Below are 24,785 nucleotides of genomic sequence, written 5' to 3'. Positions count from 1 at the left end.
CCGCCCGCTTTCCCGCCCGGGCTCCGGCTGGCCGTGCGCGGGCCGGGCGTGACCGGTTCCGGGCGGGCGGTGCCCGGCCGTCGAATCCCTGCGCGGAACCCTCACCCGTACGGGGGGATCTCCCGGGTTGCCCGGCGAACGCCCCCGGCGCGCGCCAACGATGAGGGCACCCGCATCCGAACCCGCCACCCCCAGCAGGAGGTTGACCGTGTGCCCTCGCGTCGTGCCCTCGCGTCTCCAGCGCCGGCCGGCAGCCCCGGCGGTGCGCCCCGCCCCGGCGCACCGGCGGGTCGCGGAGCGGCTGCTCGCCGGGGCGCGGGACGCGGCGCCCGGCGTCGAGCCGCGCGCCGTGACCGCCCTGACCGACTGGGCCGGTCCGGTCGACCTGCCGCTGTCCGACGAGCGGGCCGTGCAGGCGGCCTGCGGAATCATGGCGGTGCACGGCCGGCCCACCGGCCGACCCCGGCCGTTGGCCGTCGAGTTCACCGCGACCGTGGCCGGGGTGCTCACCGCCCAGGGGGTGTGCGCCGCGCTGCTGGCCCGCCGGCGCGGGCTGCGCGTCGAACGGGTCGCCACCTCGGCTGCCCAGGGCGCGCTGCTCGCCCTCGGCCAGTACCTCGCGGCGGCCACCGCCCCCGAGGACCCGGAGCCGGCACCCGGCCTCGGCACCGCCACGCTGCGCTCGGCGGACGGAGTCCAAGTCGAGGTGGAGACCCTGGACCCGGCCGCCTGGCGGGAGTTCTGGCGCCGGCTCGGCGTCCCGCCGGCGCTCGCGGGGCGCGGCTGGGGCCCGTTCCAGCAGCGCTTCGCCACCGGCGTGTGCGCCCTCCCCGGGGAACTGCGCGCCGGCGCCCGCGCGCACCCCCTCGCCGTGCTGGCCCGGGCCGCCGCCGCGACCGGCGTCAGCCTGCTGCCGCTCAGCGACGACCCCGACCCGGCCGGCCGGCCCGACCCGGTGCGGCTGGCACCGGGCCCGGGCGCGGCGCCCGGGCCGCTGCCGGCTGCCGCCGGCCCGCTGCCGCTGACCGGGCTGCGGGTGGTCGAGGTCACCCGCCGGGTCCAGGGGCCGCTGGCCGGGCTGGTGCTGGCGCTGCTCGGCGCCGACGTGCGGCGGGTCGAGCCGCCCGGCGGCGACCCGATGCGCGGGCTGCCGCCGCTGGCCGGCGGCTGCTCCGCCCGCTTCAGCGCGCTGAACGCCGGCAAGTCCGTCACCGAGGCCGACCTCTCCACCCGGGACGGCCGCCGGACGGTCCGCGAACTCGCCACCGGCGCCGACGTGTTCCTGCACAACTGGGCACCCGGCCGGGCCGGCCGGCTGGGGCTGGACGCGGCCGACCTCTGGCCCGCCGCCCCCGGCCTGGTCTACGCGGCGGCCTCCGGCTTCGGCGACGCCTTCGCCCCCGACCCGCCGCCGCTCGGCACCGACTACCTGGCGCAGGTGCACAGCGGCCTGGCCGCCGCGCTGCGCCCGGCCGGCGAGCCGCCAGCTCCCTCCCTGCTCACCCTCACCGACGTGCTCGGCGGGCTGCTGTGCGCGCACGGCGTGCTGGTCGGGCTGCTGGCCCGGGCCGACGGCGGGCGCGGCACCCGGGTCGACACCTCGCTGGTCGCCGCCGCCGGCCTGGTGCCCCGGCCGCGCGTCCGGGCCCGCTGGACGCCACTGGACCCGCCGCTGGCCACCGCCGACGGCTGGCTCGCGCTGACCGCGGCCGACGCCGCCGCGCCGGCGCCGTTGGCCCGGCTCGCCGGGGCGGCCGGCGCCGACCCGGCCGCCGTCGCCGTCGCCTTCCGGCGGCGCGCCACCAAGGAGTGGCTGGACCTGCTGGCCGAGGCGGGGCTGACCGCGACGCCGGTGCTGACCGACCTGGCCGCGCTGCCCCTCGACCCGGCCTTCCGCGCCGCCGTGAGCCCGCCCCCGCCGGGCGGCCACGCCCGCCCGCTGACCCCCTGGACGTTCTCGTGACCGCCGTCTGGACCTCCCGCACCGGCCTCCGCTTCCCCGACCACGTGCCCGCCGCCGTACGCGCCGGCTGGCTCGCCGACGGCCGGTGCCCGGACGCCGACCTGTACGCGCTGTTCGCCGCCCGGGTGGCCGCCCACCCCGGCCGGGAGGCCGTGGTGCTGGCCACCGACCCGCGCGGCGGCGGCTGGGACTACGCCCGGCTGGACGCCGAGGTCCGCCGGATCAGCGGCCTGTTCACCGAGGCGGGGCTCGGCGCCGGCGACGTCGTCGCGCTGCGGCTGCCCAACGGCCCCGCCGCGGTCGCCGCCGAACTGGCCGTGTACGCGATCGGGGCGGTGGCCCTGCCCTACCCGGTCGGCGGCGGCAGCCGGGACACCCGCGCGCTGCTCGGGCGGGCCCGCGCCCGGGCCGCGGTGTTCGCCGAGCCGGGGGACCTGGCGGCCTGCGCGGGGCTGCCGCACCTGGCGACGGTCTTCACACCGGAGCGCGACCTGACCGGCGCGCGCTGGCTGGGCGCCCGGCCGCGCGCCCCCTGGCGGCCGGGCCGCGTCGACCCGGCGGCGCCGGCCCGGCTGCTGGTCTCCTCCGGCTCCGAGGCGGAGCCCAAGATGGTCGCCTACGCGCACCACGCGATGGCCGGCGGCCGCGCCGCCTACCTGCGGGCGCTGTCCCCCGGCCGGGCGCCGCGCCGGCACCTGGTGCTGGTCTCGCTCGCCTCCTCCTTCGGCTCCTGCGGGGTGGTCACGCTGGCCGCGCTCGGCGGCACCCTGCTGGTCCAGCCGGCCTTCGACGCCGAGGCCGCGCTCCGCGCGATCGGCCGCCACCGGCCCACCCACGTCTTCGGGGTGCCCACGATGCTCCGCCGGCTCGCCGAGGCACCGCCGGCCGACGCCGACCTGTCCTCGCTGACCGCCCTGGTCTCCAGCGGCGCCGAGCTGCCGGCGAGCACCGCCCGCGCCTGCGAACGCCGCTTCCGCCGGCCGGTGATCACCGTCTACGGCTCCTCGGACGGCGTCAACTGCCACACCGTCTACCGGCCGGAGCCCGCCGGCCTCGCCGGGGTGCCCGACCCGGACGTGGCGGAGATCCGGATCACCGACCCCGAAGGCCGCCGGCTGCCGCCGGGCGAGCCGGGCGAGATCCAGGCCAGGGGCCCCATGACGCCGCTCTGCTACGTCGGGGACCCGGCGCTGGACGCCCGCTACCGGACGGCCGACGGCTGGGTCCGCACCGGCGACCTGGGCCGACTGGACGAGGCGGGCCGGCTCTTCCTGCTGGGCCGGCTGCGGAACGTGGTGATCCGCGGCGGCTACAACATCAGCCCCGCCGAGGTGGAACGGGAGCTGGGCGCGCACCCGGCGATCGCCGAGGCCGCCTGTGTCCCGGTGCCCGACCCGGAGTTGGGCGAGCGGCTCTGCGCCTGCGTGCTGGCCGCGCCGGACGGCCCGGCGCCGGCCCTCGCCGACCTCAACGCCTTCCTGCTGCGGGACCGGGGGCTGGAGAAGCGCAAACTGCCCGAGCGGCTGCTGACGTTGACCGCCATGCCCTACGGCCCGACCGGCAAGATCTGCCGCCGCACCCTCACCGAACGGGCCACCGCCCACTTCGGCCAGGCCTGAACCGGCCGGCCCCGCACCGGCCAGCTCCGGGGCGCCGGCTCATGCGCTCGCGGTAGCGAACGATCTCGCCACCGCAGGCCCGGGCCTGCGGCGGCCGGCTGGCGGAGATCGTCGCAAGGTCGGTCATTCGCCGTCAACACCCCCATCTCCCCAGGTAGCACCGGCTGTTGACGCCGCCTCTCGGAGCCGCACCGGGGCTGCGGCAGCGCGTACCCGAGCCGCGCCGAATGCCGAGATGTGCATTACTATTCGCATCTGTGACCCCCTGTTGGGTGCCGCTGAGCAGGGGATCACGAGCAGGGGAAGCATCGCTAGGGCGGGTGAGACGATGCGGAGCCAGGAAGAGCGCGCCGGCACGGCCGCTGGGGACCCCGTCGTGGGCCAGGAGCCCAGGTTCCGGGTGCTCGGCGCCCTGGAGGTCCTCAGCCCGGCCGGGCCGGTGCCGATCAACGGCGCGCTACGCAAGCGCGCCCTCGCGATGCTGCTGCTGGAAGCCGGCCAGCTGGTGCCGGTCTCCCGCCTCGTCCGGGCCGTCTGGGGACACCAACCACCGGAGACCGCCGCCCACCAGATCCGCAAGACCGTGGCCGACCTCCGCCGCCGGGTCCCTGGCGGGACCGGGCTGATCCTGACCGACGGGCCGGGCTACCGCGCGGTCGTCGCGGAGGACCGGCTCGACCTGCTCCGCTACCAGCGACTGCTCCGCCGGGCCCGGCAGGCGGTACGGGCCACCGACCGGGACGGCGCCACCACCGCGTTGCGGGCCGCCCTCGCGCTGTGGCGCGGGCCGGTCCTGGCCGGCGAGGGCGGGCCGTTCATCAGCACGGTGTCCACCGTGTTGGAGGAGGAGCGGCTGGTGGCCGCCGAGCAGCTGTACCGCCTGCTGCTGGAACGGGGCCAGTCCGCCGCGCTCGTCGGGGAACTCCGCGCCCTGGTGGGGGAGCACCCGTTACGGGAGACGCTGCGCGGCCACCTGATGCTGGCGCTCTACCGCTCCGGGCAGCAGGCCGCCGCGCTGGAGGAGTACGCCCGGCTGCGGGCCCTGCTCGCCGAGGAGCTGGGGATCGATCCCAGCGCCGAACTCGCCGCGCTGCACGAGCGGATGCTCCGCCAGGAGCCGTCGCTGACCCTCGACGGCGTCCCGCCCCGGCCGGCCGGCGGCGCCGCCACCGGCGGCGCGCGTCCCGACCCGTGGACACTGCCGTACGGGGTGCCGGACTTCGCCGGGCGGGCCGCCGAACTCGACTGGATCCGCCGCCGGGCCGCCGCCGGCGCGAGCGACGTCCCGGTCATCCTCGCCATCGACGGCATGGGCGGCAGCGGCAAGACGGCGCTCGCGGTGCACGCCGCGCACACCCTGGCCGCCGACTACCGGGACGGGTGCCTCCACGTGGACCTGCGCGGCTTCACCCCGGGGCAGGCGCCGCTGAGCCCGTACGACGCCCAGGGGGAGCTGCTGGCCGCCGCCGGCATCCCCGGCGACGAGATCCCGAACACGGAGGCCGGGCGCGGCGCGCTGTGGCGGTCCTACATGAGCGGCCGCCGGGCGATCCTGGTGCTGGACAACGCGCACCGCTCGGAGCAGGTGCGCCCGCTGGTGCCGGCCGGCTCGGGCAGCCTGGTGCTCGTCACCAGCCGGCCCCGGCTCACCGGCCTCGACGGGGCCAGCTGGTGCTCGCTCGGCGCCCTGCCGGACGAGGCGAGCCGGCTGATCCTGCGCGGGGTGCTCGGCCGGGAACGGGTGGAGCGGGAGCCGGCGGCGGCCGCCGAGCTGGTGCGGCTGTGCGGCGGGCTGCCGCTGGCGGTCCGGATCGCCGCCGCCCGGCTCTCCAACCGGCCCCGTTGGGAGCTGCGCCAGTTGGCGGACCGGCTGCGCGACCACGAACGCCGGCTGGACGAACTGACCAGCGAGGGCCGGGGGGTGGCGGGCACGCTGCTGGTGTCCTACCAGGCGATGCCCGAGGAACAGCGCACCGCCTTCCGGCTGCTCGGCCTGCACCCGGGGCAGCACGTGCACGTCGCGGAGGCCGCGGCGCTCTTCGGCGTGCCCGACAGGGAGGCCGAGGACATCCTGGAGGAGCTGGTGGACGCCCACCTCCTGGAGCCGGGCGAGCCGGACCACTACGTCCTCCACGACCTGGTGCGGAGCTTCGTCCGCAGACTCGGCCAACAGCACGGCGGGTCGGAACCCCGGCGGGCGCTGGAACGGCTGCTCGACCACTTCCTGGTCCGCGCCGAGGCGGCCGGCGACACGCTCTTCCCCGGCCGCCCCCGGTACGGCCCGGGCGCCCGGGAGGCGGCGCCGGAGGCCGCCGGCTTCACCGGCGAGGACGCCGCCCTGCGCTGGCTCGACCAACACCGGGAGACGCTGCTGACCGCCGTGGACATCGCCGATGAGCACGGGCTGCTCCGCCATGTGGCGTACCTGCCACGCGAGTTGGGCTTGCACTCCGGCATCCGCGGCTACGACGCGCGCGCCAACCAGGCGCTGGAGAAGGGGGTGGCGGCCTCCCGGGAGCTGCGCGAGCCCGCGCTGCTGCGGCTGAACCTCACCAACCTGGCCATGGGTCACTGGCGGCTCGGCCGGCTGCGGGAGGCCGTCTCCCACCTGAACGAGGCGCTGACCGTCTGCCGGAGGACGGGCGACGTCCGGAGCCAGGCCGAGTGCCGGGCCCGGCTCGGCCAGGCGTACAACAGCCTCGGCGAACTGCCGCGCGCCCTGCGGCTCACCGAGGAGGCCAACCAGATGGCCCGCCGCACCGGTTTCACCCGGCTCGACGGGACCTCGCTCAGCACTCTCAGCGGCATCCTGGTGCGGCTCGGCCGCCACGAGGAGGCGGTACACGCCGCGATCGACGCCCTCGCCGTCTTCGCGGAGCTGGGCGAGACCAGGCTGTCCGTGGACGGGCTCGGCTACCTCGCCGAGGCGCTGGTCGGACTCGGCCGCCCGGAGGAGGCGCTGACCCGGCTGCGCCAGGCGGAGGAGCGGTGCGACGCGCTGCGGCTGCCGGCGCCGCTGCCGCTCGTGCTGGCCCGCCGCTCCGTGGCGCTGGCCGCGGCGGGCCGGGGGCGAGCGGCCCGGGAGTGCGCCCTGCACGCGCTGGCCGAGGTCACCCGCAGCACCGACGACATCCACCGGGCCACGGTCCACCTGTGTGCCGGCCGCGTCTACCTGGCGGGCGCCGACCACCCCGCGGCGGTGCGGCAGTTCACCCTGACGCGGGAGATCGCCGAGCAGATGGAGCTGGCCTACGAACTGGCGTGCGCGCTGGACGGGTTGGCCGAGTCGAGCGCCGCCACCGGGGACGGGGCGGCGGCCCGCCGCTGGCGGGCCGAGGCCGGCACGCTCTTCGCGGTCATGGGCGTGCCGTTCCTGGCCGGGGCGGCGCCACCCGGCGGCCGGCCGCCGCGCTGAACCGGCCACCGGGCGCCGCGCTGACCGGACCACCCGAGCCCCACGGGCCAGCCGCGGCACTCCCGGGCCCGGTCGTGCGGAGCGGGGCCGGGGCCGGGGCCGTCCGTCCCCTCCGCCCCGGCCGGGGCGGAGGCGGCGACAGCCGGGACGACGGTGACCCGGGTGCCTCGCATGGTGCCGCTCCCTCGTGCGGGGGTGGGTTGCTGCGCGGCCACGCTCACGCCCGGCCTGCCCGGCCCACTACCGTCCCGGCGCCGCGCGGTCCCCGTCCGGCGCGGGCTCCGGCCCCGGTGCGGACTCGGGCTCGGGCTCCGGGAGACGGGTCGTCGGCAGGGTCAGCCACGCCGGCCGGTCCCCGTGGGTGACCAGCGGTACCTCCTCGTCCGCGACCCGCCACAGGGTGCCAGACGGCGCCGTGTGGGGCGGCCACTCGGCCGGGTCGAGATACCCCCAGGCGGCCATCGACGTCATCAGCAGCGGGTCGGCCGGCAGCCAGCGGCCCGCCACCTCGAACTCGACCCAGTCGTGCGGCCGCGAGAACGGCGAGCAGACGATCAGACCGTGACAGCGCCGGCTGGTCAGCCCCCGGCGGCGCGCCTCCCGGTGCAGATGGTGCGCCATCAACCGGCAGTCCGCCAGCCCGGTCTCCCGGAGGAAGCCGAGGTCCCGGTCGAGCGCGTACGGCAGCAGGTGCCACTCGACGCCGTCCGCGACGCGGGTCACCTCGGCGACCGGCTCGGGCAACGGCTCGGGGCGGCCGGTCAGCCGCACCGTGACGGCCAGGTCCGCCCGCCCGCCCGGCCGGGGCCGCACCTCGGCGGCCGCGGCGGTCAGGTGCGCGCTGGCCGAGGCGACGCAGCCACCGTCCCGCCCGCAGTCGGGGCACCGGGTGTGGACGTCGAGCCGGTAGGTCGCCGACCGCCGGTCGCGGCTCTCCCGCAGCGCCGCCGCCCACCACCGCATGGCGACGAACCAGGGCGCGTTCAGCCGCAGGGCGATCGCCACGTTGCGCAGGTCCAGGGGGTCGAGCCGGAGCTCGTCCCCGACGTACCGGCTGGGCAGCCCCAGGTCCAGCAGCCGGGCCAGCAGCTCGTCCCCCACCCGGTAGGTCCGCCGGGCCGCCCGGGGCGTCTCGGTGAACACCCGGTGCCGGTCGGGCACCCGCCGCACCTTCGCCAACAGGCGGGTCAGCTCCGCCTCCGAGGGGCCGGTCACGTGGGCACGCCGGTCTCGGCCCACCGGCTGGCCAGCGTGCCGAGGTCCTCGCTGGAGGCGATCTCCAGGACGTCGGGTTCGAACGGGAGGCGCTCGGCGAGTCGCAGGGACAGCTCGACCGCCATCACGGAGTCCCCGCCGAGGTCGAAGAAGTTGTCCGCCGGCCCCACCGGTCGTTCGAAGACCTCGGAGGCGGCGGCCAGCAGATGCCCCAGCACCGTCCCCGCCGCCCGGCCGGGCTCCGGCACGCCGCTCATGGTCACTCCTCGTCGTCTCGTCCGCCGGGCCCGGTACGACCGCGCCGCGCGGAACATGCGGTGACCGCCCTGATCGGGGCGTGAATCTAGCAATCCGTCTGACGGCGTGTCCAGGGAATGCGGATCACTTATCGGCGTATCCGAATCCCGCCATAATTCCGGTACAAGCCGCGTTGACGGCACCCGCCCCCGGCATTTTGATGAACCGCGCAGCGAGAGTGAGTGGGGAAAGGGGTGTCATGGCCGTCCACGACAGACTGGAAAAGGTCTTTCGGGAGACCTTCCAACTCCCCGCGGAATGCGAAGTGCGGAAACTCAGGTACCGGGAGGCCGAACAGTGGGACTCGCTCGGCCACATGACCCTGGTGGTGGCCATCGAGGACGAGTTCGACGTGGAACTCAGCCCGGACGACGCGCTCGCCATCGAGAGCTTCGAGGTGGCCGCCGCCCTGGTGGGGGAGCGGACCGGTGACGGTTGACCCCGGACGGCGGGTGGCCTGCGTGATCGGCGGCACCCGCGGGATCGGCCGGGCGGTGGCCCGGCGGCTCGCCGCCGCCGGCGGCCCGGTGGTCATCACCGGTCGGGACCGGCCGACCGCGGACGCCAGCGCCGCCGAACTGGCCGCGGAGACCGGGGCCGAGGTCACCGCGGTGGCCCTCGACGTCCGGGACTTCGCCGGCGCGGCCGGCGCCGTGCGGGCGCTGGTGGCCCGGCACGGACGACTGGACGCCCTGGTCGTCAGCGCGGGCGCGATGCACAACGCGCCCCTGGGCATGGTGACCGAGGAGGCGGTGCGCCAGACGCTGGACACCCACGTCGCCGGCCCGATCGCCGTCCTCCAGGCCGCGGCCCGCGCCATGATGCGGCGGCGCGCCGGCAGCATCACCCTGATCGGCTCCACCGTGGGGCGCGACGGCCCGCCCGGCCAACTGGTCTACGCCGCCGCCAAGTCCGCGCTGACCGGCCTGGTCAGCTCCGCCGCCAGGGAGCTGGGCCCGTACGGGGTCCGGGTGAACGCGGTCGCCCCCGGCCTGGTGGCCACCCGACTGCTCGCCGAGGTGCCGGAGCGGACCCTGGCCGCGCGCACCGCCGAGACGCCGCTGCGCCGGCTCGGCACCCCCGAGGACGTGGCGGCCGCGGTGGCCTACCTGGCCGGCGAGGACGCGTCGTTCGTCACCGGGCAGACCCTCGCCGTCGACGGCGGGCTGGTGCTGTGACCCGGCCCGGCACGGGTGCCGCCCCGGCGCCCGTCATCGAACTGGGCGCCTACACGCTCGCCGCCGCCGACCGGGAACGCGCCCTGACGCCCCGGCTGGTCGAGCTGACCGAGCACCACCGGGCGCGCTGCGCGCCCTACGCGCGGCTGCTCGAAGCGCTGGGGCACCGCCCGGACTCGCCGGTGCGCGAGCCGGCCGACCTGCCCTGGCTGCCGGCGCCGCTCTTCAAGGAGCACACCCTCCGCAGCGTGCCCGCCAGCGCCGTCTTCCGCGTGCTGGCCTCGTCCGGGACCACCGGCGCCACCAGCCGCGTCCACCTGGACCGGGACGCGGCCGCCGCCCAACAGCGGTCGCTCACCCGCTCGCTGGCCGCCGTGCTCGGCCCCGACCGGCTGCCGATGCTGGTCGTGGACCAGCGCTCCGCCGTGCTCGGCCCGCCACCGCTGCCGGCCCGGGGCGCGGCGGCGCTGGGCGTGATGACCTACGGCCGCGGCCACACCTTCCTCCTCGGGCCGGACGGCCGCCCCGACCTGCCGGCGCTGCGCCGCTTCCTGGCCGCGCACGGCGACCGGCCGTTCCTGGTCTTCGGCATGACCTTCCTGGTGTGGAGCGTGCTGCGGGAACTCGCCGACGTGCCGGGGCTCGACCTCGGCAACGGGGTGCTGCTGCACACCGGCGGCTGGAAGCGGCTCGCCGACCAGGCGGTGGACGGCCGGGCCTTCCGCCGGGAGCTGGCCCGGGTCGGGCTGCGCCGCAGCCACGACTTCTACGGCATGGTCGAGCAGGTCGGCACCGTCTTCCTGGAGGGCGAGCGGACCCGGCAGCTGTACTGCCCCGACCACGCGCAGGTCATCGTCCGCGAGCCAGGGAGCTGGGCGGTGGCGCCCGTCGGGACGCCCGGCGTCATCGAGGTGCTGAGCACGCTCCCGCGCTCCTATCCCGGCCACGCGCTGCTCACCGGCGACCTCGGGGTGATCCACGGCGTGGACGACGGGGACTGGCCAGGCCCCCGGTTCAGCGTGCTGGGGCGGGTGCCGAGAACGGAGCTACGCGGATGCGGCGACGTGACGGGGCGGGCCGGGTGAGCGCGCCGGCGGCGCCGGACGAGCCGCGGGTGACGCGGCGGGCGCCGGACCCGGGGCCGGTGTCGGTGCGACGGCTGGTCGGCGGGCTGACCGGCCGGACCCCCGGCGGCCCGCTGGTCTTCGGCGACGAGCGGGCCCTGGCCTTCCTCGGTGGTCTGTCCCGGCGGCTGCTGCGCGTCGGACGACCGGAGCTGACCGCGCTCGGCTACTTCCTGCGCCCGGCCCGGCTGCGCGCGGGGCTGGCCGCGGCGGCGCCGGGGCCCGGCCGGCTGCGGATGCCGCGCGGGCTGGTCTTCCAGGTGCCGCCGGGCAACGTGCCGACGCTCTTCGGCTACTCCTGGGCGATGGCCCTGCTCGCCGGCAACCCGTCGGTGGTCCGGCTGTCCTCCCGGTCGGGGCCGGTGGCCGAGGCCCTGCTGCGGGAGATCGGCCTGGCCCTCGCCGACGCCCCGCCCGCGGTGGCGCGCACCCAGAGCCTGGTCGGCTACGCCCCCGACCCGGCCGTCACCCGGGCCCTGAGCGCGGCCTGCGCCACCCGGGTGCTGTGGGGGAGCGACCGGACGGTGGCCGCGCTGCGCGCGGAGCCGCTGCCGCCGGACGCCAGGGAGCTGGTCTTCGGCGACCGTTCCTCGATCGCCCTGTTCTCCGCGGCCGGTTGGGCGGCGGCGTCGGAACGGGCGCGGACCCGCGCGGTCGAGGACTTCCACGCCGACACCTACTGGTACGGGCAGGCGGCCTGCGCCTCACCCCGCACCGTGCTGTGGGTCGGGTCCGAGCCGGTGGCGACGGCCGGTTGGCGGGACTTCCTGGCCCGCCTGGCGCGGCTGCTCGACGACCGGGAGCCGGCCGTGGACACCGCGACCGCGGTGGAGACGCGGATCGCCAGCTACGGGCTCGCCGCCACCGGCGACGCCACCCGGCTGCGTTTCCACCGCCCCGGCCTGACCTCGGTGCGGCTCGCCGCGCGCCGGCCGCCGCCCCGCCGCTGGCTGGGCACCGGCACCTTCGCGCACACCCGGCTGGCGCGGCTCGACGACCTGGTGCCGCTCCTGGACCGGCACACCCAGACGGTGACCCACTTCGGCTTCCCGCCGGCCGACCTGACCGGGCTGGCCCACCGGCTGGGCGGCCGGTCCTTCGACCGGATCGTGCCCATGGGCGCCGCCCTGGAGTTCGACACCGTCTGGGACGGCCACGACCTGCTCGCCGAGTTCAGCCGCCTGGTGACGGTGCGCTGAGCGGCGGCCGCCGCTCCGATCCCCGAGGAGGACCCGTCCATGACCCGCCAGCCGATCCGCACCGGCCCGTTGCAGAGCGGCATCTGCCAGCTCGAATGGGTGCTGCACCAGGCCACCGGGCGGGGGAAGTTCGTCAACCTCGACCGGTGGCTGACGCTGCCGGACGAGGTCACGGTGGCGGACGCCCGCTGGGCCGTGGACCAGCTGGTGGCGCGGCACGAGGTCCTGCGCACCACCTTCCACGCCGACGCCGAGGGCCGCCCGGCCCAGACGGTGTGGCCGCCCCGGCCCGCCACCGTCGCCGTGCCCGAGCCGGGCGGGGACCCGGCGGCCTTCGCGACGGAGCTGATCGAGGCCCTGTTCGACGTCGGGCGCGAGCAGCCGATCCGCTGCGGTGTCGTGCCGGGGCCGCCGGGAGCGGGCCGGCTGCTGCTGGTGGTCTGCCACCTGGCGGCCGACAACGCCACCATGGAGATCCTGGCCGAGGACCTCGCCGCCCTGCTGGCGGGGGCGGCCCGGCGGACGAACACCCTGCCACCGCCAGGTCCGCAGCCGCTGGACCTGGCCCTGCGGGAGACCTCCGAGCGCGGCCGGCTGGCCAGCGGCCGGGCCATCGCGCACTGGGAGCGGGCCATGACCGAGGCGCCGGCCGGGCTGCTGCCGGGCGGCGTGCGCGACCCCGCGGCCGGCACCGTGCACGCCCAGCTGAACAGCCGGGCGGCGGACCTGGCGCTGGCCCAACTCGCCCCGCGCCTGGGGGTCTCCCCGCCCGCGGTGACGGTGGCCGCGCTCTACGGCGTGCTCGCCGCCCGCTGCGGGCTCGACGTGGTGGCCACCCACTTCACCTGGGCCGCGCGCGCCGGCCGGCAGACCCGCCGGATGGCCGGCGCGGTCTTCCGCGACATCCTGCTCTGCCTGGACCTCACCGACCGGCCGACGTTCGCCGAGGTCGCCCGGCGCGCGGAGCGGGCGATCCTGCTCGCCGCCCACCACGCCAGCTACGACGTGCTGGAGTACCACGAGCGGGAGGGCCGGGTCGGCTTCGCGCGGGGCAACCCGGTGCGCACCAAGCGGTACCTCAACTGCTGGCTGCCCAGCGTCCCGGTGGGGAAGCCCGCCGACGGGCCGCTGACCACCGCCGAGCTGCTCGCCCTGCGGCCCGACAGCGCCCTGGAGAGCTGGCACAGCCCGGACTCCCGGTACGCCAACGACCTGTACACCTGCGTGGCGCCGCACGAGGGGCGCCTGATGATCCTGGCCGCCGCCGACGGCTCGCTCCTCGACCAGTCGGCCACCACCGCCCTGGTGCGCGCGGTCGAGGCACTGCTGGCCCACGCGGCCGGGGAGGGCGACCTGGACTTCGGGCGGATGACGGAGCTGGCCGGCGGCCGGTGGACGCCCCCGTCGGCGAGCTGGCGCCGGATCGCCCACTCCTGGGTCGACCTGGACCGGATCGAGGAGCTGCTGCGGGCGCACCCGGCGGTGCTCGCCGCCTCCGTGCGGGCCAGCGGGCCGGGCGACCTGGCCCGGCTGACGGCGCGGGTCGCGACCCGGGACACCGGGCTGACGGCCACCGCGCTGCGGACCTTCCTGCTGGCCCGACTGGCAAACGAGTACGGGGCGATGTGCCCGCACCACTTCGTGGTCCACCTGGCCGACGCCGCCGGAACGGACCCGCCGGCCACCGACACCGGTGACGGCTGGTCCGGGTGGCCGGTGCTCACCGCCGGCAGCGGCGTCGGCGGGCCCCCGGTGGCGCCGGCCGGCGAGCGGGAGTCGGCCCTGCACGCCGCGGTGCGCCGGGCCAACGACCTGCCGGCCGTCAGCATGGCCGACAGCTACCTCGCCGCCGGCGGGCGCCTGTACCTGCTGCCCCGGGTCTGCGCGGCGTTGGCCGACGCGGGCTACACCGGCCTCGGTCCCGCCGACTTCCACACCGTCGAGCCGCTGACCGCGCTGGCCGCCCGGCTGGTCGCGGACCGGCCGGCGGCCCGCGGCTAGCGGCTGCCGGGCCGGGTTGACGGGCGGCCACGGTGCTCCGCCGAGCACCGTGACCACCCGGTCCGCCGTCCGGTCACCCCAGGCGGGTCCGGAACGAGACGGGCGGGTGGACCCCGCCGTGTGACACCAGCAGCCCGTGCCGGGTGGTCAGGTTCACCAGGAGCGCGCCCGGGGAGCGGTGCGCCGGCCACTCCTCGGCCAGCGCGCCCCAGGCAGCCATCCCGCGCACCAGGCCCGGGTCCACCGGCACCCAGCGCCCGTCGAGGCGCACCTCCGCCCAGTAGTGCGGGGTGGAGTACGGCGGCGCCACGATCAGCCCGAAGGCCATCCGCATCGGCAGGCCGCGGCGGGCGCCGTGCTCGACCAGGTAGCGGGCGAAGCCCAGGCAGTCGCCGATCCGGGCGGACAGCATGAAGTCCAGGTCCCACTTGACCCGGTGCGGCAGCCGGTAGAACTCCACGTCGGCGATCTCGGCCATCAGCTCGACCAGCGGCTCCGGCGCGTCCGGCCAGTCGTTGGTGAGCGTCACCGGGACGGTGACCACCGGCGTCACCCCGTCCCCCGGCCCCTCGGCGACCCGCTCCTCGTCGCCCGGCAGGCAGCACAGGAACCGGCACGGCCCCGGATGCCCGGGCAGGGGGCAGGCCGGCGCGTAGTCGATCAGGTAGGAACGCTCCTCGCCGGCCGGCCGGGTCAGCACGTCGGCCCAGTACCGCATGGCGGCGCGCTGCGGGGAGCGCATCCGCAGGAACAGCGCCAGGTTCAGCAGGTCGAAGTCGTCCAGGAGCAGCTCGTCGCCGGCCCGGACGTGCGGCAGGCCGGCGTCCAGCACGCGGGACAGCAGCGGGCCGTCGATCCGGAACTGCCGCCGCGCGTAGTCGGCGGTGCGGCAGAACGACCGCTCGACGAGCGGGACGCGGCGCAGCCGGTCGACGACGCCCTCGATCCGCTCGGTGGGGATGGCGCGGGGCGCCGGACGGGCGGTCACGTCGCCTCCGTGGTGATGTCGGCGAAGCCCCGGCCCGGCAGGTAGGAGGGGATCGCGCCGAGGTCCAGGTGCACGCACTCCAGCACCTCGGTGGACCGCTCGGTCAGGAACTCGCCGCCGCCCTCGAAGACCTGGAGGGAGAGCCGGGAGGTGAGGCGGTGCCAGCCGGCCACCGCGGCCGGCGGCGCGGCCCGGTCGTCGGCACCCGCCATCGCCTTGACCCACGGCTCGCCGGGCAGCTCCGCGCCGGCCGGCGGGGCGGTGGCGAGGAAGAAGAAGCCGAGCACCGGTCGCGGGGTGGCCAGCCGGGGCGCGGCGCGCAGCAGCGTCGCCACCGCCGCTCCCCGCGCCAGCAGGGCGTAGGGCCGGTCGGCCACCTCCCGGGCCAGGTCGGCCGCCAGCCGCTCCCCGGCGTCCGCGCCCTCGGGAGCCGGGAGGACCCGGAGATCGAGGTTGAGCCAGGGCACCCGCAGCCAGGGCCGGTAGAGCCGCTCGGCGTCGTCCGGGCCAGCGACGCAGACCAGGGTGATCGGCCTGGCGTAGTCGGCGGCCCGCCACCGGGAGGGCGGGGCGTCGTCCGTCACGTCAGTCCTCCCCGCCTGGTTGTTCGGGCAGGGAGTGGGGCCGCTCCAGGGCGTCCCGGGCGGCGCCCAGGAACGCCGCGGCCTCCCGGCCGTTGACGAACCGGTGGTCGTAGGAGAGCCCCAGGTGGAAGAAGTCCCGGGTGGCCGGGGTGCCGTCCGGGGTCAGCCACACCTCGCGCTGGAGGGCGCACAGCACGAGGGTGCAGGTCTGGCCGGGGAAGACGATGGGGCGGGCGAGGACGACACCCGGCTCGGTCTGCAGGGACAGCGAGATCGTGGCGCCCTCCAGGTCCGCCGGCCGCAGGGTCCGGCGCCGGGCCCGCAGCCGGTAGGTGGCCAGCGTGGCGGAGATCTCCAGCGGACCGAGCCGGGCCGCGTCCCGGACCACCGGCACGGACAGCCCGGTGCCGACGTCGACGGTGACGCCCACGTGCGCGTGTGTGGCCGGGACGAGCCGTGGCTCGTCGGCCTCGACCGGGGTGACGGTCGCGAAGCAGCGGGGGAACTCGGGAAGCAGGCCGGCGATCTCACCGATCACCAGCTCCGGCAGCCCGAGGTGCGCGCGGTGCCGGGCGCCCAGCTCCCGCTGGCGGTCCTGGACGGCCGCGGCCAGCACCCGGACCGCCACGAAGGCGGCCGGCACGGTGCGGTGGGCGAGGGTGACGGTCCGGGCCACGGCGCGCTGGTGGGCGGCGGGCTCCGCCGACGGCGCCGCGGGCTCGGCCTCGGTGGCGGGTGCGGCGGCGGGTGTGGTCGGGGCGGCGGGTTCAGCGCCGGACAACAGCCGGCGCACGTCGGCCTCCCGCACCACCCGCCGGCCCAGCGGGGCCAACGCCTCCTCGGTCAGGTCGTGCCGCCGCATCAGGGCGCGGGCCGCCCGGCTGATCACCGGACCCGAGCCGGCCTCGGCCGGCTCGGCCGGCGTCGCCGGACCGTCCGCCGGGCCGTCCGGCGGACCACCGGCCGCCTCGGCGGCCGTCGCGGTCACCCGGGCCACCACCGTGCCCGGGCGGCAGCCCCGGCCGGCGGGCAGCAGCGGCAGCAGGAAACCGGACTCCTCGGCGACCAGCTCCGTCGCCGCCTTGGACGTCTCCAGCAGCGCGACGGGCTCACCGGCGGTCACCGCGCCGGCCGGCGCCACCAGCCACTCGACCAGCGTGTAGTCGTCGTCGTTGCTGTTGAGCCGTGGCACCAGGAGATCAGACACGCTCGGCCTCCAACAGGGCGCGGTGCACGGTGGACTCCTGGAGCAGCACGTCCCGCTCCAGGTGCGGGGCCGCCGGGATGACGGCGCAGGGCGGCTGGAGCACCCGGACCGGGTGGCGCAGCCGGCCCCACAGCCGTTCGGTGAGGTGCCGGGCGACCTCGCCGCCCCAGCCGCCACCGGCCGGCCCCTCCTCCACCACCAGGACGCGGGTGGCGGCCGCCACCCGGTCGAGCACGGTCTCGACGTCGAGCGGGAACAGCCGGGAGGGCACGAGGAGTTCGCCCAGCACCTCCTCCTCGACCAGCGCCTCGCGCAGCGCGGGCAGCACCCGCGGGGTGAGGCCGCCGGGCGCGATCACCGTCCAGTCGGGCGCCTCCTCCCCGGTGTGCAGCCGGACCCAGTCGCCCGCGCCGCCCAGCCGTTCCGCCGTGAAGAGGCCGCCCTCGGCGGCGGGGGACCACACCGGCCGGGTGTAGAGCACCTTGTCCTCGAAGAGGATCGCCGGCTCCCCGGAGTCCAGGGCCCGACGCAGCTGCTCGGCCGGGTCGTGCAGCGCGGACAGCTCGTACAGGCTCAGGTTGGGCACGCCGAGGAAGTGCTTCAGGGGGTGCTGGCTGTGCGTCGGGCCGTAACCACGGTTGCCGCCGACCGGGCAGCGCACCACCACCGGCATCGGGGTGCGCCGGCCGTACATGGTGACGCACTTGCTGAGGAAGTTGACGATGGGGTCGAAGCTCAGCGTGATGAAGTCGCCGAACATCACCTCGACCACCACCCGGTCCCCGCCCAGGGCCAGCCCGGCCGCCACGCCCGCGGTGGCCTGCTCGCTGATCGGGGTGGACCACACCCGGTCGGGGAAGCGGTCGGAGAGCCCCCGGGTCGCCCCGAAGGCCCCGCCGTAGGGGTCGGCGACGTCCTCGCCGAGCAGCAGCACCCGCTCGTCCGTCGCGAACAGCTCGTGCAGCGCCCCGTTGAGCCGCTCGATCACCCGCATCAGGCGACCCCGCTCGCCGGCGGGCGGGCCAGGACCTCGGCCGCCAGCCGGTCCACCGACTCCCGCTGCGCCGCGTCGTGCGCCGCGAACCGGCCGGGCTCCGCCCGCGCGTAGCGGCCGTACCAGTCCTGGTCGGCGACCCGCGCGAGCCACTCCGCGTCCCGGGTGTCGTCGCCCTTGCTGTGCGGCCCGAGCCGGTGCGTGCGGAACTCGACGACCAGGGGGCCGCCGCCGTCGCGCACCCGCGCCAGCGGCTCCGCCAGCCGCTGCCGGATGGTGGCCACGCAGACGCCGGTCACGCTCAGGTGCGGAACGTCGAAGGCCGCCGCCCGCCCGGCGATGGTGCCGGCCATGGCCGCCTCGGTCGGGGTGCTCTGCGCGATGCCGTTGTGCTCCACGGCCAGCACCAGCGGGGCCCGCCACAGCGAGGCCATGTTGAGCGCCTCGTAGACGGCGCCCTCGCCCCACGTGCCGTCCCCGACGTAGGCGAGCGCCAGCCCGCCCCTGCCGGCGCGGCGCAGCCCGAGCGCGACGCCCAGCGCCGCCGGCACGCTCTCGCCCTGGACGCCGGTCGAGCAGAACCCCTCGCGCAGGATGTGCTGGCTGCCGCCGGCGCCGCCGCAGACGGCGCCCGCCCGGCCGGTGATCTCCGCCAGCAGCCCGGCGGCGTCCCCGAAACGGGCCAGGTAGTGGCCGTGGCCGCGGTGGTTGCTGAAGACGAACGAGTCGCCGAGCACCCCTTCCAGCGCGACCGGCACGTATTCCTGACCGAGACAGGTGTGCGTGGTGCCCGCGATATGGCCGGCGGCGAAGAGATCGAGCAGTTTCCGCTCGAAATGGCGAATCAGCAGCAGCCTTCGCAGATCATCGTCCGCGATTTCCCGCAGGTCTTCCGAGTTCTTCTCGACGACCTGGCTGGCCGGCTGGGTCAGCAATGTCAACCCCCCTGCGCGGGCCCCGAATTTCCTGCACGCTAGCAATGCGTCGGAGTGTGTCGCAAGCCGTTCGTGGCGCCGGCTTACGGAAATGTGCCGGGATTATTCCGGGCTGCCTGATGGTGGTGCACACATTCCTCGGGTCGTTTCCGTGCCACGGGTTGCGGCGGGCCGGCGGCACCGCCCGGCGGGCGGCCTCGGGGAGCCGAGCCACGCGCGCCGACGGGCGCGCCCGACGACGGAGGGCCGCAGTGGAGACCTGGTCCGGTGAATTCGACGTGCTCCTGCGCGAGTACCTGACGGAACTCGCCCCGGACAGCCCGATCGACCCCGACGCGCCGATGAAGGACCTGGGCCTGAACTCGGTCGGCATCGTGGGGCTGATCGTCGACCTGGAGGAGGAACTCGGCGTCTTCCTGCCCGAGGAGGCGGTCTCGCCCAGCACCTTCTACTCGGCCCGCACCCTCTGGTCGGCGCTCCGCGCCGACTGAGCGGGCCCGCCCACCGGGGCGGGCCCGCTCAGCGCGAGTGCGCCGCGGCCTGCACCCGGTAGAGCTCCGCGTACCGGCCACCCCGCGCCAACAGCGCGCGGTGGTCGCCCTGTTCCACCAGCCGTCCCTGGTCGAGCACGAGGATCAGGTCCGCCTCGGTGACCGTGGAGAACCGGTGCGACACCACGACGGTGACCGTTCCGGCGACCCGCGCCAGGCGTCGGGCGGTCGCCATCGAACGCCGGAAGACGGCGTGCTCGCTGGGCGCGTCCAGGGACGCCGTCGGCTCGTCCAGCACCAGGAGCAGCGGGTCGCGCCGCATGGCGGCCCGGGCCAGGGCGACCTTCTGCCACTGTCCCTCCGAGAGGTCGGTGCCCGTGCCGTCGACCTCGGTGCCCAGCCGGGTGTCGAGCCCGTCCGGCAGCCCGCCGACCAGCGCCTCGGCGTCGGCGGCGCGCACCGCCTCCCACACCGCCGCCCGGTCCGCCAGCCGGGGCAGGTCGCCCAGCCCCACCGACTCGGCGACCGACGTCTGCTGGTAGCGCCCGAAGTCCTGGTAGGCGGCACTGGTCCTGGCCCGCCACCGGCCCACGTCCAGCGCTGACAGGTCCACCCCGTCCACCCGGATCGAACCGGTGGTCGGCCGGTAGAAGCGGTTCAGCAGCTTGACCAGGGTGGTCTTGCCCGACCCGTACTCGCCGACCACCGCCACCACCGAACCCGCCGGCAGCCGCACGCTGATCCCCGCCAACGCGGGGCGTTCCGTGCCCGGATAGGTGTAGCCGACGTCCTCCAGCACGACGCCCTCGGTCAGCACCCCGGGGGGCGCCGCGTCGCCGGTGACGCGCTGGGCGGCGACATGGCCGCGCAGCCACAGGTAGGGCTCGATCAGCCGCCCCGAGGCGAGCGCCTGGGAGGTCTGCTCGACCGTGGCCTGGAGCCCCTGCTGCAGGGCGACGGCGACCGTGATCACCAGCACCGCGTCGCCCGCCGAGGCGGCGCCGGTGGAGACCTGGCGGACCACCGCGGCCAGTCCGGCCAGGAAGCCCAGCGCGAAGCAGGACCAGCCGGCCACCCGCCACAGCGTGGCCCAAAACCGCGCCCGGTAGCGGCCGTCGACGGCGTCGTCCCAGGCCAGCCGCTGACGGCGGGCGATCTCCGCCGCGGCGTCCGCCACCCGCAGTTCCTTGCCCGGCCCCGGGGCGGTGGCCAACTCGAAGAGCTGGCGCTGGAGCCGGAACGACTCCGCGGTCTCGGTCTCGGCCCGGTTGACGAGCGTGTGGGCCCGCCGGTCGCACCAGAGCGTGACCCCGGCGAACAGGACGAGCGCCGTGTACCAGGGGCTGACCGCGCCCAGCAGCGACAGGGAGACCAGCAGCCGGAGCGTGGTGAACACCGAGCCGACGGCCGACCACAGGCTGGCCACCAGCCCCCAGGACGCGCCCAACAGCACGGTGACCCGGTCGTGGAAGTCGCCGCGCTCCAGGTGCTCGACGCCCTCCAGGGTCGCGATGTCGCGGGCGATCGCCGGCCGGACGTCCTGCTCCGCCACCGTGTCCACGGCGTAGTAGCGCAGGTAGCCGCCGAGGCCGGCCAGCACCGCGTTCAGGGTGCAGACCGTCGCCGCGCCGACCGCCGCCGTCACCGCGGTGCCGGTCGCGCCGCCGGCCGCGGCGTCGATGGTGTACCGCAGGGCCAGGGCCCAGCCGACGACCGGGAGCAGCAGCCCGACCTCGACCAGGAACATCCCCACCGTCAGCACCGGCGCGCGACGCCAGGAGACCGCCAGCATCTCCCGCCAGAACCGCCAGGTGCCGCTCACCGGTCGGCCCCGGCGGACGCCGTGCCGGCGAAGTGGTCGGCCTGGACGGCGAACAGCTCGGCGTACCGGCCGCCGGCCGCCAGCAGCCCGTCGTGGGTTCCGGACTCGACGACCCGGCCGCCCTCCAGGAAGACGATCCGGTCCGCCTGACGCACCGTGGCCAGCCGGTGCGAGATCAACACCACGCCGGCCCGGCCCCGTTGGGCCGCCAGCCGGGCGAAGACCGCGAACTCGGTGCGCACGTCGAGGTGCGCGGTCGGCTCGTCCAGCACCAGCAGGTCGGCGCCGGCGCCCACCGCGTACAGGGCCCGGGCCAGGGCCACCTGCTGCCACTGGCCGCCGGACAGGTCCACGCCGCCGGTCCGGCCCCGGGCCAGCGGGGTGTCCCAGCCGGCCGGCAGCCGTTCGAGCACCCGGTCCAGGCCGGCCCGCGCCGCGGCGGTCTCCAGCGCCGCCCGGTCCGCCGGCGCCGTGGCCCGGCCCAGGGCGACGTTGTCGGCGACGCTGAGCGGATAGCGGACGAAGTCCTGGAAGACCACGGACAGTCGGCGCCGCCACCGGACCGGGTCGAGCGGCTCGCCGTCCACCGTGATCCGCCCCGACGTCGGCCGGTACAGGCCGGCCAGCAGCTTGATCAGGGTGGACTTCCCGGCCCCGTTGAGGCCGACGACCGCCAGCAGCTCGCCCGGCCGGATCTCCAGGTCCAGACCGTCCAGCACCGGGCGCCCGGGAGCGCCCGGGTAGGCGAACCCGACCCGCTCGAAGCACACCAGGGGCGGGCGTCCGACCCGCGCCGGCGTGCCGTCGGGCGGACCGGGGACGGGGCCGGGTGCCGGCTCGGGAACGGGGCCGGCGGACGGCGCGGGTGCCGGTGCGGCGGCCGGTGCGCCGGCCGGCCGCCCGGACAGTTCCGCGAGCAGCTCCCGGTGGGCCCGGAGCCCCAGCAGCCCGCCCTCGATGTCGAACGAGTCGTACGGGTCGAGCGCCCCGAGCAGCGCCCAACTCGCCGTCAGCACGGCGGTCAGCAGCGCCACCGGGTGGTGGCCGTCGGCGGTGTCGCGGGCCACCAGCGCGAAGCCGGCCACCACCACCGGGCCGATCACCGCGGCCACCCGCCACAGCGCGAGGTTGTCGGAGCGCTCCACCGCCCAGCGCGGCGCGCACATGGCCAGCTGGTGGTGCTGCGAGCGGGCGATGGCCCACTCGGCCAGCCCGAAGGTGCGCACCTCCTTGCCGCCGGTCTCCTCGGTGGCCATCCGCAGCCAGTGGTCCGCCCGCAGCCCCTCCGAGGTGCCGGTCCGCTGCATCGCCATGTGCCGCAGGGTGCGGCGCCGTTGCACGGCGCGGTGGGCCAGCGCGGCGGCGAGCACCAGCAGCGCCAGCCACCAGGCGTACCGGGCGATGATCGCGCAGGAGGCGAGCGCGCCGACCGCCCGGACGCAGAGGTTCAGCTGGGCCAACGCCCCGGCCCCCGGGGTGCGTTCCACCCAGGACCGCTGGTCGGCGCGGGCCAGCCGCAACAACTCCCGCACCCGGGGACGCTCCAGCACGTCGACGGTGGCGGCGGCGACCGCCCGGCGGGCGATGTCGGTCCGCTGCGCGCCGTCGATCCGGTGCGTGGCCAGGAACTCCCACGGCGCGCAGAGCCCGTCCAGCACCCGCTCCACCAGGATCACCAGGCCGAAGGCGACCAGCGGCAGCAGCGCGACGGCCAGCAGGTCGTCGCTGTCGGCGGTCAGCAGCCGGTCGATCAGCGTGGCCATGGCCAGCGCCAGCGCCGCCGGCGCCAGGGCGCCGGCGAGCCGGGCCACGGTGAGCGGCACCAGCAGTCCCGGGCGCACCGCCCGCAGCGCGCGCAGCAGCGCCAGCCGGTCGGTCAGCGCCGGCCCGAGCCGGCCCCGGAGGCCCTCGATCACCGGGTGACCCCGGCGCCGCGCCCGCCCGCCGGGCGCTCGCCCGGCGCTCCGGTCCCCAGGGCGGCCCGGCGGATCTTCCCGCTCGCCGTGCGGGGGAAGGTGCCGAGCGGGCCGCTCGCCACCGTGACCGCCGACAGGCCCAGACGCCGACCGAGCGAGGCCACGGTGCCCGCCAGCGCACCGGAGTCCAGGCCGGGACGGTACTCGACGAAGCACCGGGCCCCGCCCGACCCCCCGCCGGCGGCCGGCAGCACGGCGACGTCGGCCACCCCCGGCAGCTGCCGCACGAGCCCTTCCAGGGACGGCCCGGCCTCCCCGACGCCCGGCTCGGCGCGGCCCAGCACGAACAGGTAGCCGTCCGCGTCCAGATAGCCGAGGTCGCCGGTGTCCAGGAAGGACGGGTCGCCCTCCGCGTCCACCGCCCGCCGGCGCACCTGGATCGCCCCGGCCTCGCCGGGCGCGCGGGGCACCCCGTCGCGCACCACCCGGACCCGGACGCCGGGCAGCGGGCGGCCGGCGGTGCCCGGCCTGGCCAGCCAGTCCGGCGCGGAGACCTCGGAGATGACGCCGTGACTGGTGCCGTAGTACTCGTGCAGCCCCGGCCCCAGCAGCTCGATCGCCCGGCGCTTGACGGCCGGCGCGGTGGCCGCGCCGCCGTGGAAGACGCGGGCCAGCCGGCGGCGGGGCGGCCGGCCCGCGTCGGCCACCTCGGCGAGCTGGTCGGGCGAGAGGAAGGCGCTGTCCGCGGCGTGCCGGTCCACCGCGGTGGCGAACCCGGCCACCGACCACCGGGGCAGCACCACGACGGCGCTGCCGGCCTGGAGGGCGTGCAGCGCCGGCCCCAGGGTGCCGAGGTGGAACCCGGCGTTGGCCATCACGTGGGGCCCCCGGTCCGGCCCGGCCGCGTCCTCGGGGCGGACCGCCACCCCGCGGTAGGCGTACCAGGGGCGGTGCCGTGCCACCACGGTGGGCTCGCCGGTGGTGCCCGAGGTGGTGAAGACGAGGAACCCGGCGGCCGGCTCCGGCCCCGCCGCCGTCGGCCGGCCGTCGGCGGCCGCCCGGCCGGCCCGCCGCAGCTCGGCCAGGCCGAGGGCGGGCACCGGGCCGGTCGGCTCACCGACCGTGGGCGGCGGCGCGCCCGCCGGGGCCGCCGCGCGCACGTCGAGCCGGGCCCGCGCCGCCGTCAGCAGCGCCCGCCGCGCCCCGGGGGCGTCCTCGGCGAGGGGGAAGACGCCGTAGCCCCCGCGCAGTCCGGCCAGCAGGAGGGCGAACAGCTCGGGCCCCGACGGCAGGTCGGTGCCGACGACCGCGCCGTCGGGCACGCCGAGGGCCGCGAGCCCGTGCCGCAGTTCGTCGGCCAGCGCGGTGAGTTCCGCCACGGTGTGGACCCGGTCGTCCACCAGGACGGCCGGCCGGTCCGGTGTCCGCGCCGCGGTCCGCCAGGGGTCCCACAGCGCCGGCCGGCCGGTCCGGACGCCGGCCGCGGGGAGCCCGGCCGGCGGCCGGGCCGTCGGTGCCGGATGGTGGGCGGAAAGGGCCACGAGATTCCCTCCTCTGCTGCCCCCCGGGGCCCGGACGGGCTTCGGGGTCGTCGATATCGGGACGCGTTTCCTCCCCGACCGGAATTCCGCTCTTACCCGCCCGGAATTCCGCGGTGTGGAACGGGTTGCGGAGCCTAGCCGGCCGTGGTTTGCGGCCGCCACCGATTCCGGCGGCGGAAAGCGCCCGCGATTCCGTGCGTATACCGGGGCTGTACCGGGAACGCGTCGGACGGGGCGGCCCAGCCGTTTCCCGCTCGGCGCCCGGCAGCGGGCCCGCCCGCCCGGGGTGGGCCCGG

The 24,785-nt window shown here is 77.2% G+C and carries 19 protein-coding genes; 9 read left to right on the top strand and 10 right to left on the bottom strand.

What is annotated here, in order from left to right:
* The first annotated feature begins 223 nt into the window (after positions 1-223).
* From RM844_RS09865 to RM844_RS09855, 3 genes are all read left to right on the top strand, one after another.
* A complete protein-coding gene (locus tag RM844_RS09865; protein WP_311666636.1) occupies positions 224-1,963 on the top strand; it encodes a CoA transferase in 1,740 nt (579 codons plus the stop codon).
* A complete protein-coding gene (locus tag RM844_RS09860) occupies positions 1,960-3,582 on the top strand; it encodes a class I adenylate-forming enzyme family protein (protein ID WP_311666635.1) in 1,623 nt (540 codons plus the stop codon). The genes RM844_RS09865 and RM844_RS09860 overlap by 4 nt, the downstream gene beginning before the upstream one ends.
* 328 nt (positions 3,583-3,910) lie before the next feature.
* The gene (locus RM844_RS09855; RefSeq protein WP_311666634.1) at positions 3,911-6,997 is read left to right on the top strand and encodes an AfsR/SARP family transcriptional regulator; all 3,087 of its coding nucleotides are present in this window, start codon (positions 3,911-3,913) and stop codon (positions 6,995-6,997) included.
* 240 nt (positions 6,998-7,237) lie between these two features.
* Here RM844_RS09855 and RM844_RS09850 read toward each other — a convergent pair whose 3' ends face one another.
* Positions 7,238-8,212, bottom strand: a complete 975-nt coding sequence (locus RM844_RS09850; protein ID WP_311666633.1) for a hypothetical protein — start codon at positions 8,210-8,212, stop codon at positions 7,238-7,240.
* A complete protein-coding gene (locus RM844_RS09845) occupies positions 8,209-8,469 on the bottom strand; it encodes an acyl carrier protein (protein WP_311666632.1) in 261 nt (86 codons plus the stop codon). Before RM844_RS09845 ends, RM844_RS09850 begins: the two co-directional genes overlap by 4 nt.
* A 305-nt stretch (positions 8,470-8,774) precedes the next feature.
* On the opposite strand from RM844_RS09845, the gene RM844_RS09840 reads away from it, so the two are divergent.
* The 5 genes from RM844_RS09840 to RM844_RS09820 are packed head-to-tail and all read left to right on the top strand — an operon-like array spanning position 8,775 to position 14,011.
* A complete protein-coding gene (locus tag RM844_RS09840; protein WP_311666631.1) occupies positions 8,775-8,948 on the top strand; it encodes an acyl carrier protein in 174 nt (57 codons plus the stop codon).
* On the top strand, positions 8,938-9,687 hold the full coding sequence (locus RM844_RS09835; RefSeq protein ID WP_311666630.1) for an SDR family NAD(P)-dependent oxidoreductase: 750 nt from the start codon (positions 8,938-8,940) through the stop codon (positions 9,685-9,687). Before RM844_RS09840 ends, RM844_RS09835 begins: the two co-directional genes overlap by 11 nt.
* Positions 9,684-10,772 carry a LuxE/PaaK family acyltransferase gene (locus RM844_RS09830; RefSeq protein ID WP_311666628.1) on the top strand — a complete coding sequence of 363 codons (1,089 nt, stop codon included), beginning with the start codon at positions 9,684-9,686 and terminating at the stop codon, positions 10,770-10,772. Before RM844_RS09835 ends, RM844_RS09830 begins: the two co-directional genes overlap by 4 nt.
* On the top strand, positions 10,742-12,010 hold the full coding sequence (locus tag RM844_RS09825) for an acyl-CoA reductase (RefSeq protein WP_311666627.1): 1,269 nt from the start codon (positions 10,742-10,744) through the stop codon (positions 12,008-12,010). Before RM844_RS09830 ends, RM844_RS09825 begins: the two co-directional genes overlap by 31 nt.
* Positions 12,011-12,049: 39 nt before the next feature.
* Positions 12,050-14,011: a condensation domain-containing protein gene (locus RM844_RS09820; RefSeq protein ID WP_311666625.1), complete on the top strand. Its 1,962-nt coding sequence runs from the start codon at positions 12,050-12,052 to the stop codon at positions 14,009-14,011.
* Between the two features lie 73 nt (positions 14,012-14,084).
* Here the strand turns inward: RM844_RS09820 and RM844_RS09815 are convergent, their stop codons facing one another.
* From RM844_RS09815 to RM844_RS09795, 5 genes are read right to left on the bottom strand one after another with little or no spacing between them, the layout of a single operon-like run.
* Positions 14,085-14,999 (bottom strand): transglutaminase domain-containing protein, encoded by a 915-nt coding sequence (locus RM844_RS09815; RefSeq protein WP_311666624.1) that lies wholly within the window; start codon positions 14,997-14,999, stop codon positions 14,085-14,087.
* On the bottom strand, positions 14,996-15,583 hold the full coding sequence (locus RM844_RS09810) for a hypothetical protein (protein WP_311666623.1): 588 nt from the start codon (positions 15,581-15,583) through the stop codon (positions 14,996-14,998). Before RM844_RS09810 ends, RM844_RS09815 begins: the two co-directional genes overlap by 4 nt.
* Before the next feature lies 1 nt (position 15,584).
* Positions 15,585-16,790 carry a 2-oxo acid dehydrogenase subunit E2 gene (locus RM844_RS09805; protein ID WP_311666622.1) on the bottom strand — a complete coding sequence of 402 codons (1,206 nt, stop codon included), beginning with the start codon at positions 16,788-16,790 and terminating at the stop codon, positions 15,585-15,587.
* Entirely contained in the window at positions 16,783-17,784 is a 1,002-nt protein-coding gene (locus RM844_RS09800) for an alpha-ketoacid dehydrogenase subunit beta (RefSeq protein ID WP_311666621.1), read from the bottom strand. Before RM844_RS09800 ends, RM844_RS09805 begins: the two co-directional genes overlap by 8 nt.
* On the bottom strand, positions 17,784-18,725 hold the full coding sequence (locus RM844_RS09795) for a thiamine pyrophosphate-dependent dehydrogenase E1 component subunit alpha (protein WP_311666620.1): 942 nt from the start codon (positions 18,723-18,725) through the stop codon (positions 17,784-17,786). The genes RM844_RS09800 and RM844_RS09795 overlap by 1 nt, the downstream gene beginning before the upstream one ends.
* Before the next feature lie 245 nt (positions 18,726-18,970).
* Between RM844_RS09795 and RM844_RS09790 the strand changes: the two genes are divergently transcribed.
* Positions 18,971-19,210, top strand: coding sequence for an acyl carrier protein (locus RM844_RS09790; protein ID WP_311666618.1), 240 nt, complete (start codon positions 18,971-18,973; stop codon positions 19,208-19,210).
* Positions 19,211-19,238: 28 nt separating this feature from the next.
* On the opposite strand, the gene RM844_RS09785 is transcribed toward RM844_RS09790, so the two are convergent.
* The 3 genes from RM844_RS09785 to RM844_RS09775 are packed head-to-tail and all read right to left on the bottom strand — an operon-like array spanning position 19,239 to position 24,489.
* Complete coding sequence (locus tag RM844_RS09785) at positions 19,239-21,032, bottom strand: ABC transporter ATP-binding protein (protein ID WP_311666616.1); 1,794 nt, start codon at positions 21,030-21,032, stop codon at positions 19,239-19,241.
* A complete protein-coding gene (locus RM844_RS09780) occupies positions 21,029-22,948 on the bottom strand; it encodes an ABC transporter ATP-binding protein (RefSeq protein WP_311666614.1) in 1,920 nt (639 codons plus the stop codon). The genes RM844_RS09785 and RM844_RS09780 overlap by 4 nt, the downstream gene beginning before the upstream one ends.
* Positions 22,945-24,489, bottom strand: a complete 1,545-nt coding sequence (locus RM844_RS09775; protein WP_311666613.1) for a class I adenylate-forming enzyme family protein — start codon at positions 24,487-24,489, stop codon at positions 22,945-22,947. Before RM844_RS09775 ends, RM844_RS09780 begins: the two co-directional genes overlap by 4 nt.
* Between the last annotated feature and the right edge of the window lie 296 nt (positions 24,490-24,785).

It is taken from the genome of Streptomyces chisholmiae (genome assembly GCF_031845445.1).
GTDB classification, from domain to species: Bacteria; Actinomycetota; Actinomycetes; order Streptomycetales; family Streptomycetaceae; genus Streptomyces; species Streptomyces chisholmiae.
Note: the sequence above shows the minus strand (reverse complement) of the source record. Positions and strands in the feature narration are given on the sequence as shown.

Coding starts and splice junctions, on each gene's coding strand:
- RM844_RS09820 (WP_311666625.1), top strand. CDS start 12,050: ATGACCCGCCAGCCGATCCGCACCGGCCCGTTGCAGAGCGGCATCTGC.
- RM844_RS09855 (WP_311666634.1), top strand. CDS start 3,911: ATGCGGAGCCAGGAAGAGCGCGCCGGCACGGCCGCTGGGGACCCCGTC.
- RM844_RS09825 (WP_311666627.1), top strand. CDS start 10,742: ATGCGGCGACGTGACGGGGCGGGCCGGGTGAGCGCGCCGGCGGCGCCG.
- RM844_RS09800 (WP_311666621.1), bottom strand. CDS start 17,784: ATGCGGGTGATCGAGCGGCTCAACGGGGCGCTGCACGAGCTGTTCGCG.
- RM844_RS09845 (WP_311666632.1), bottom strand. CDS start 8,469: ATGAGCGGCGTGCCGGAGCCCGGCCGGGCGGCGGGGACGGTGCTGGGG.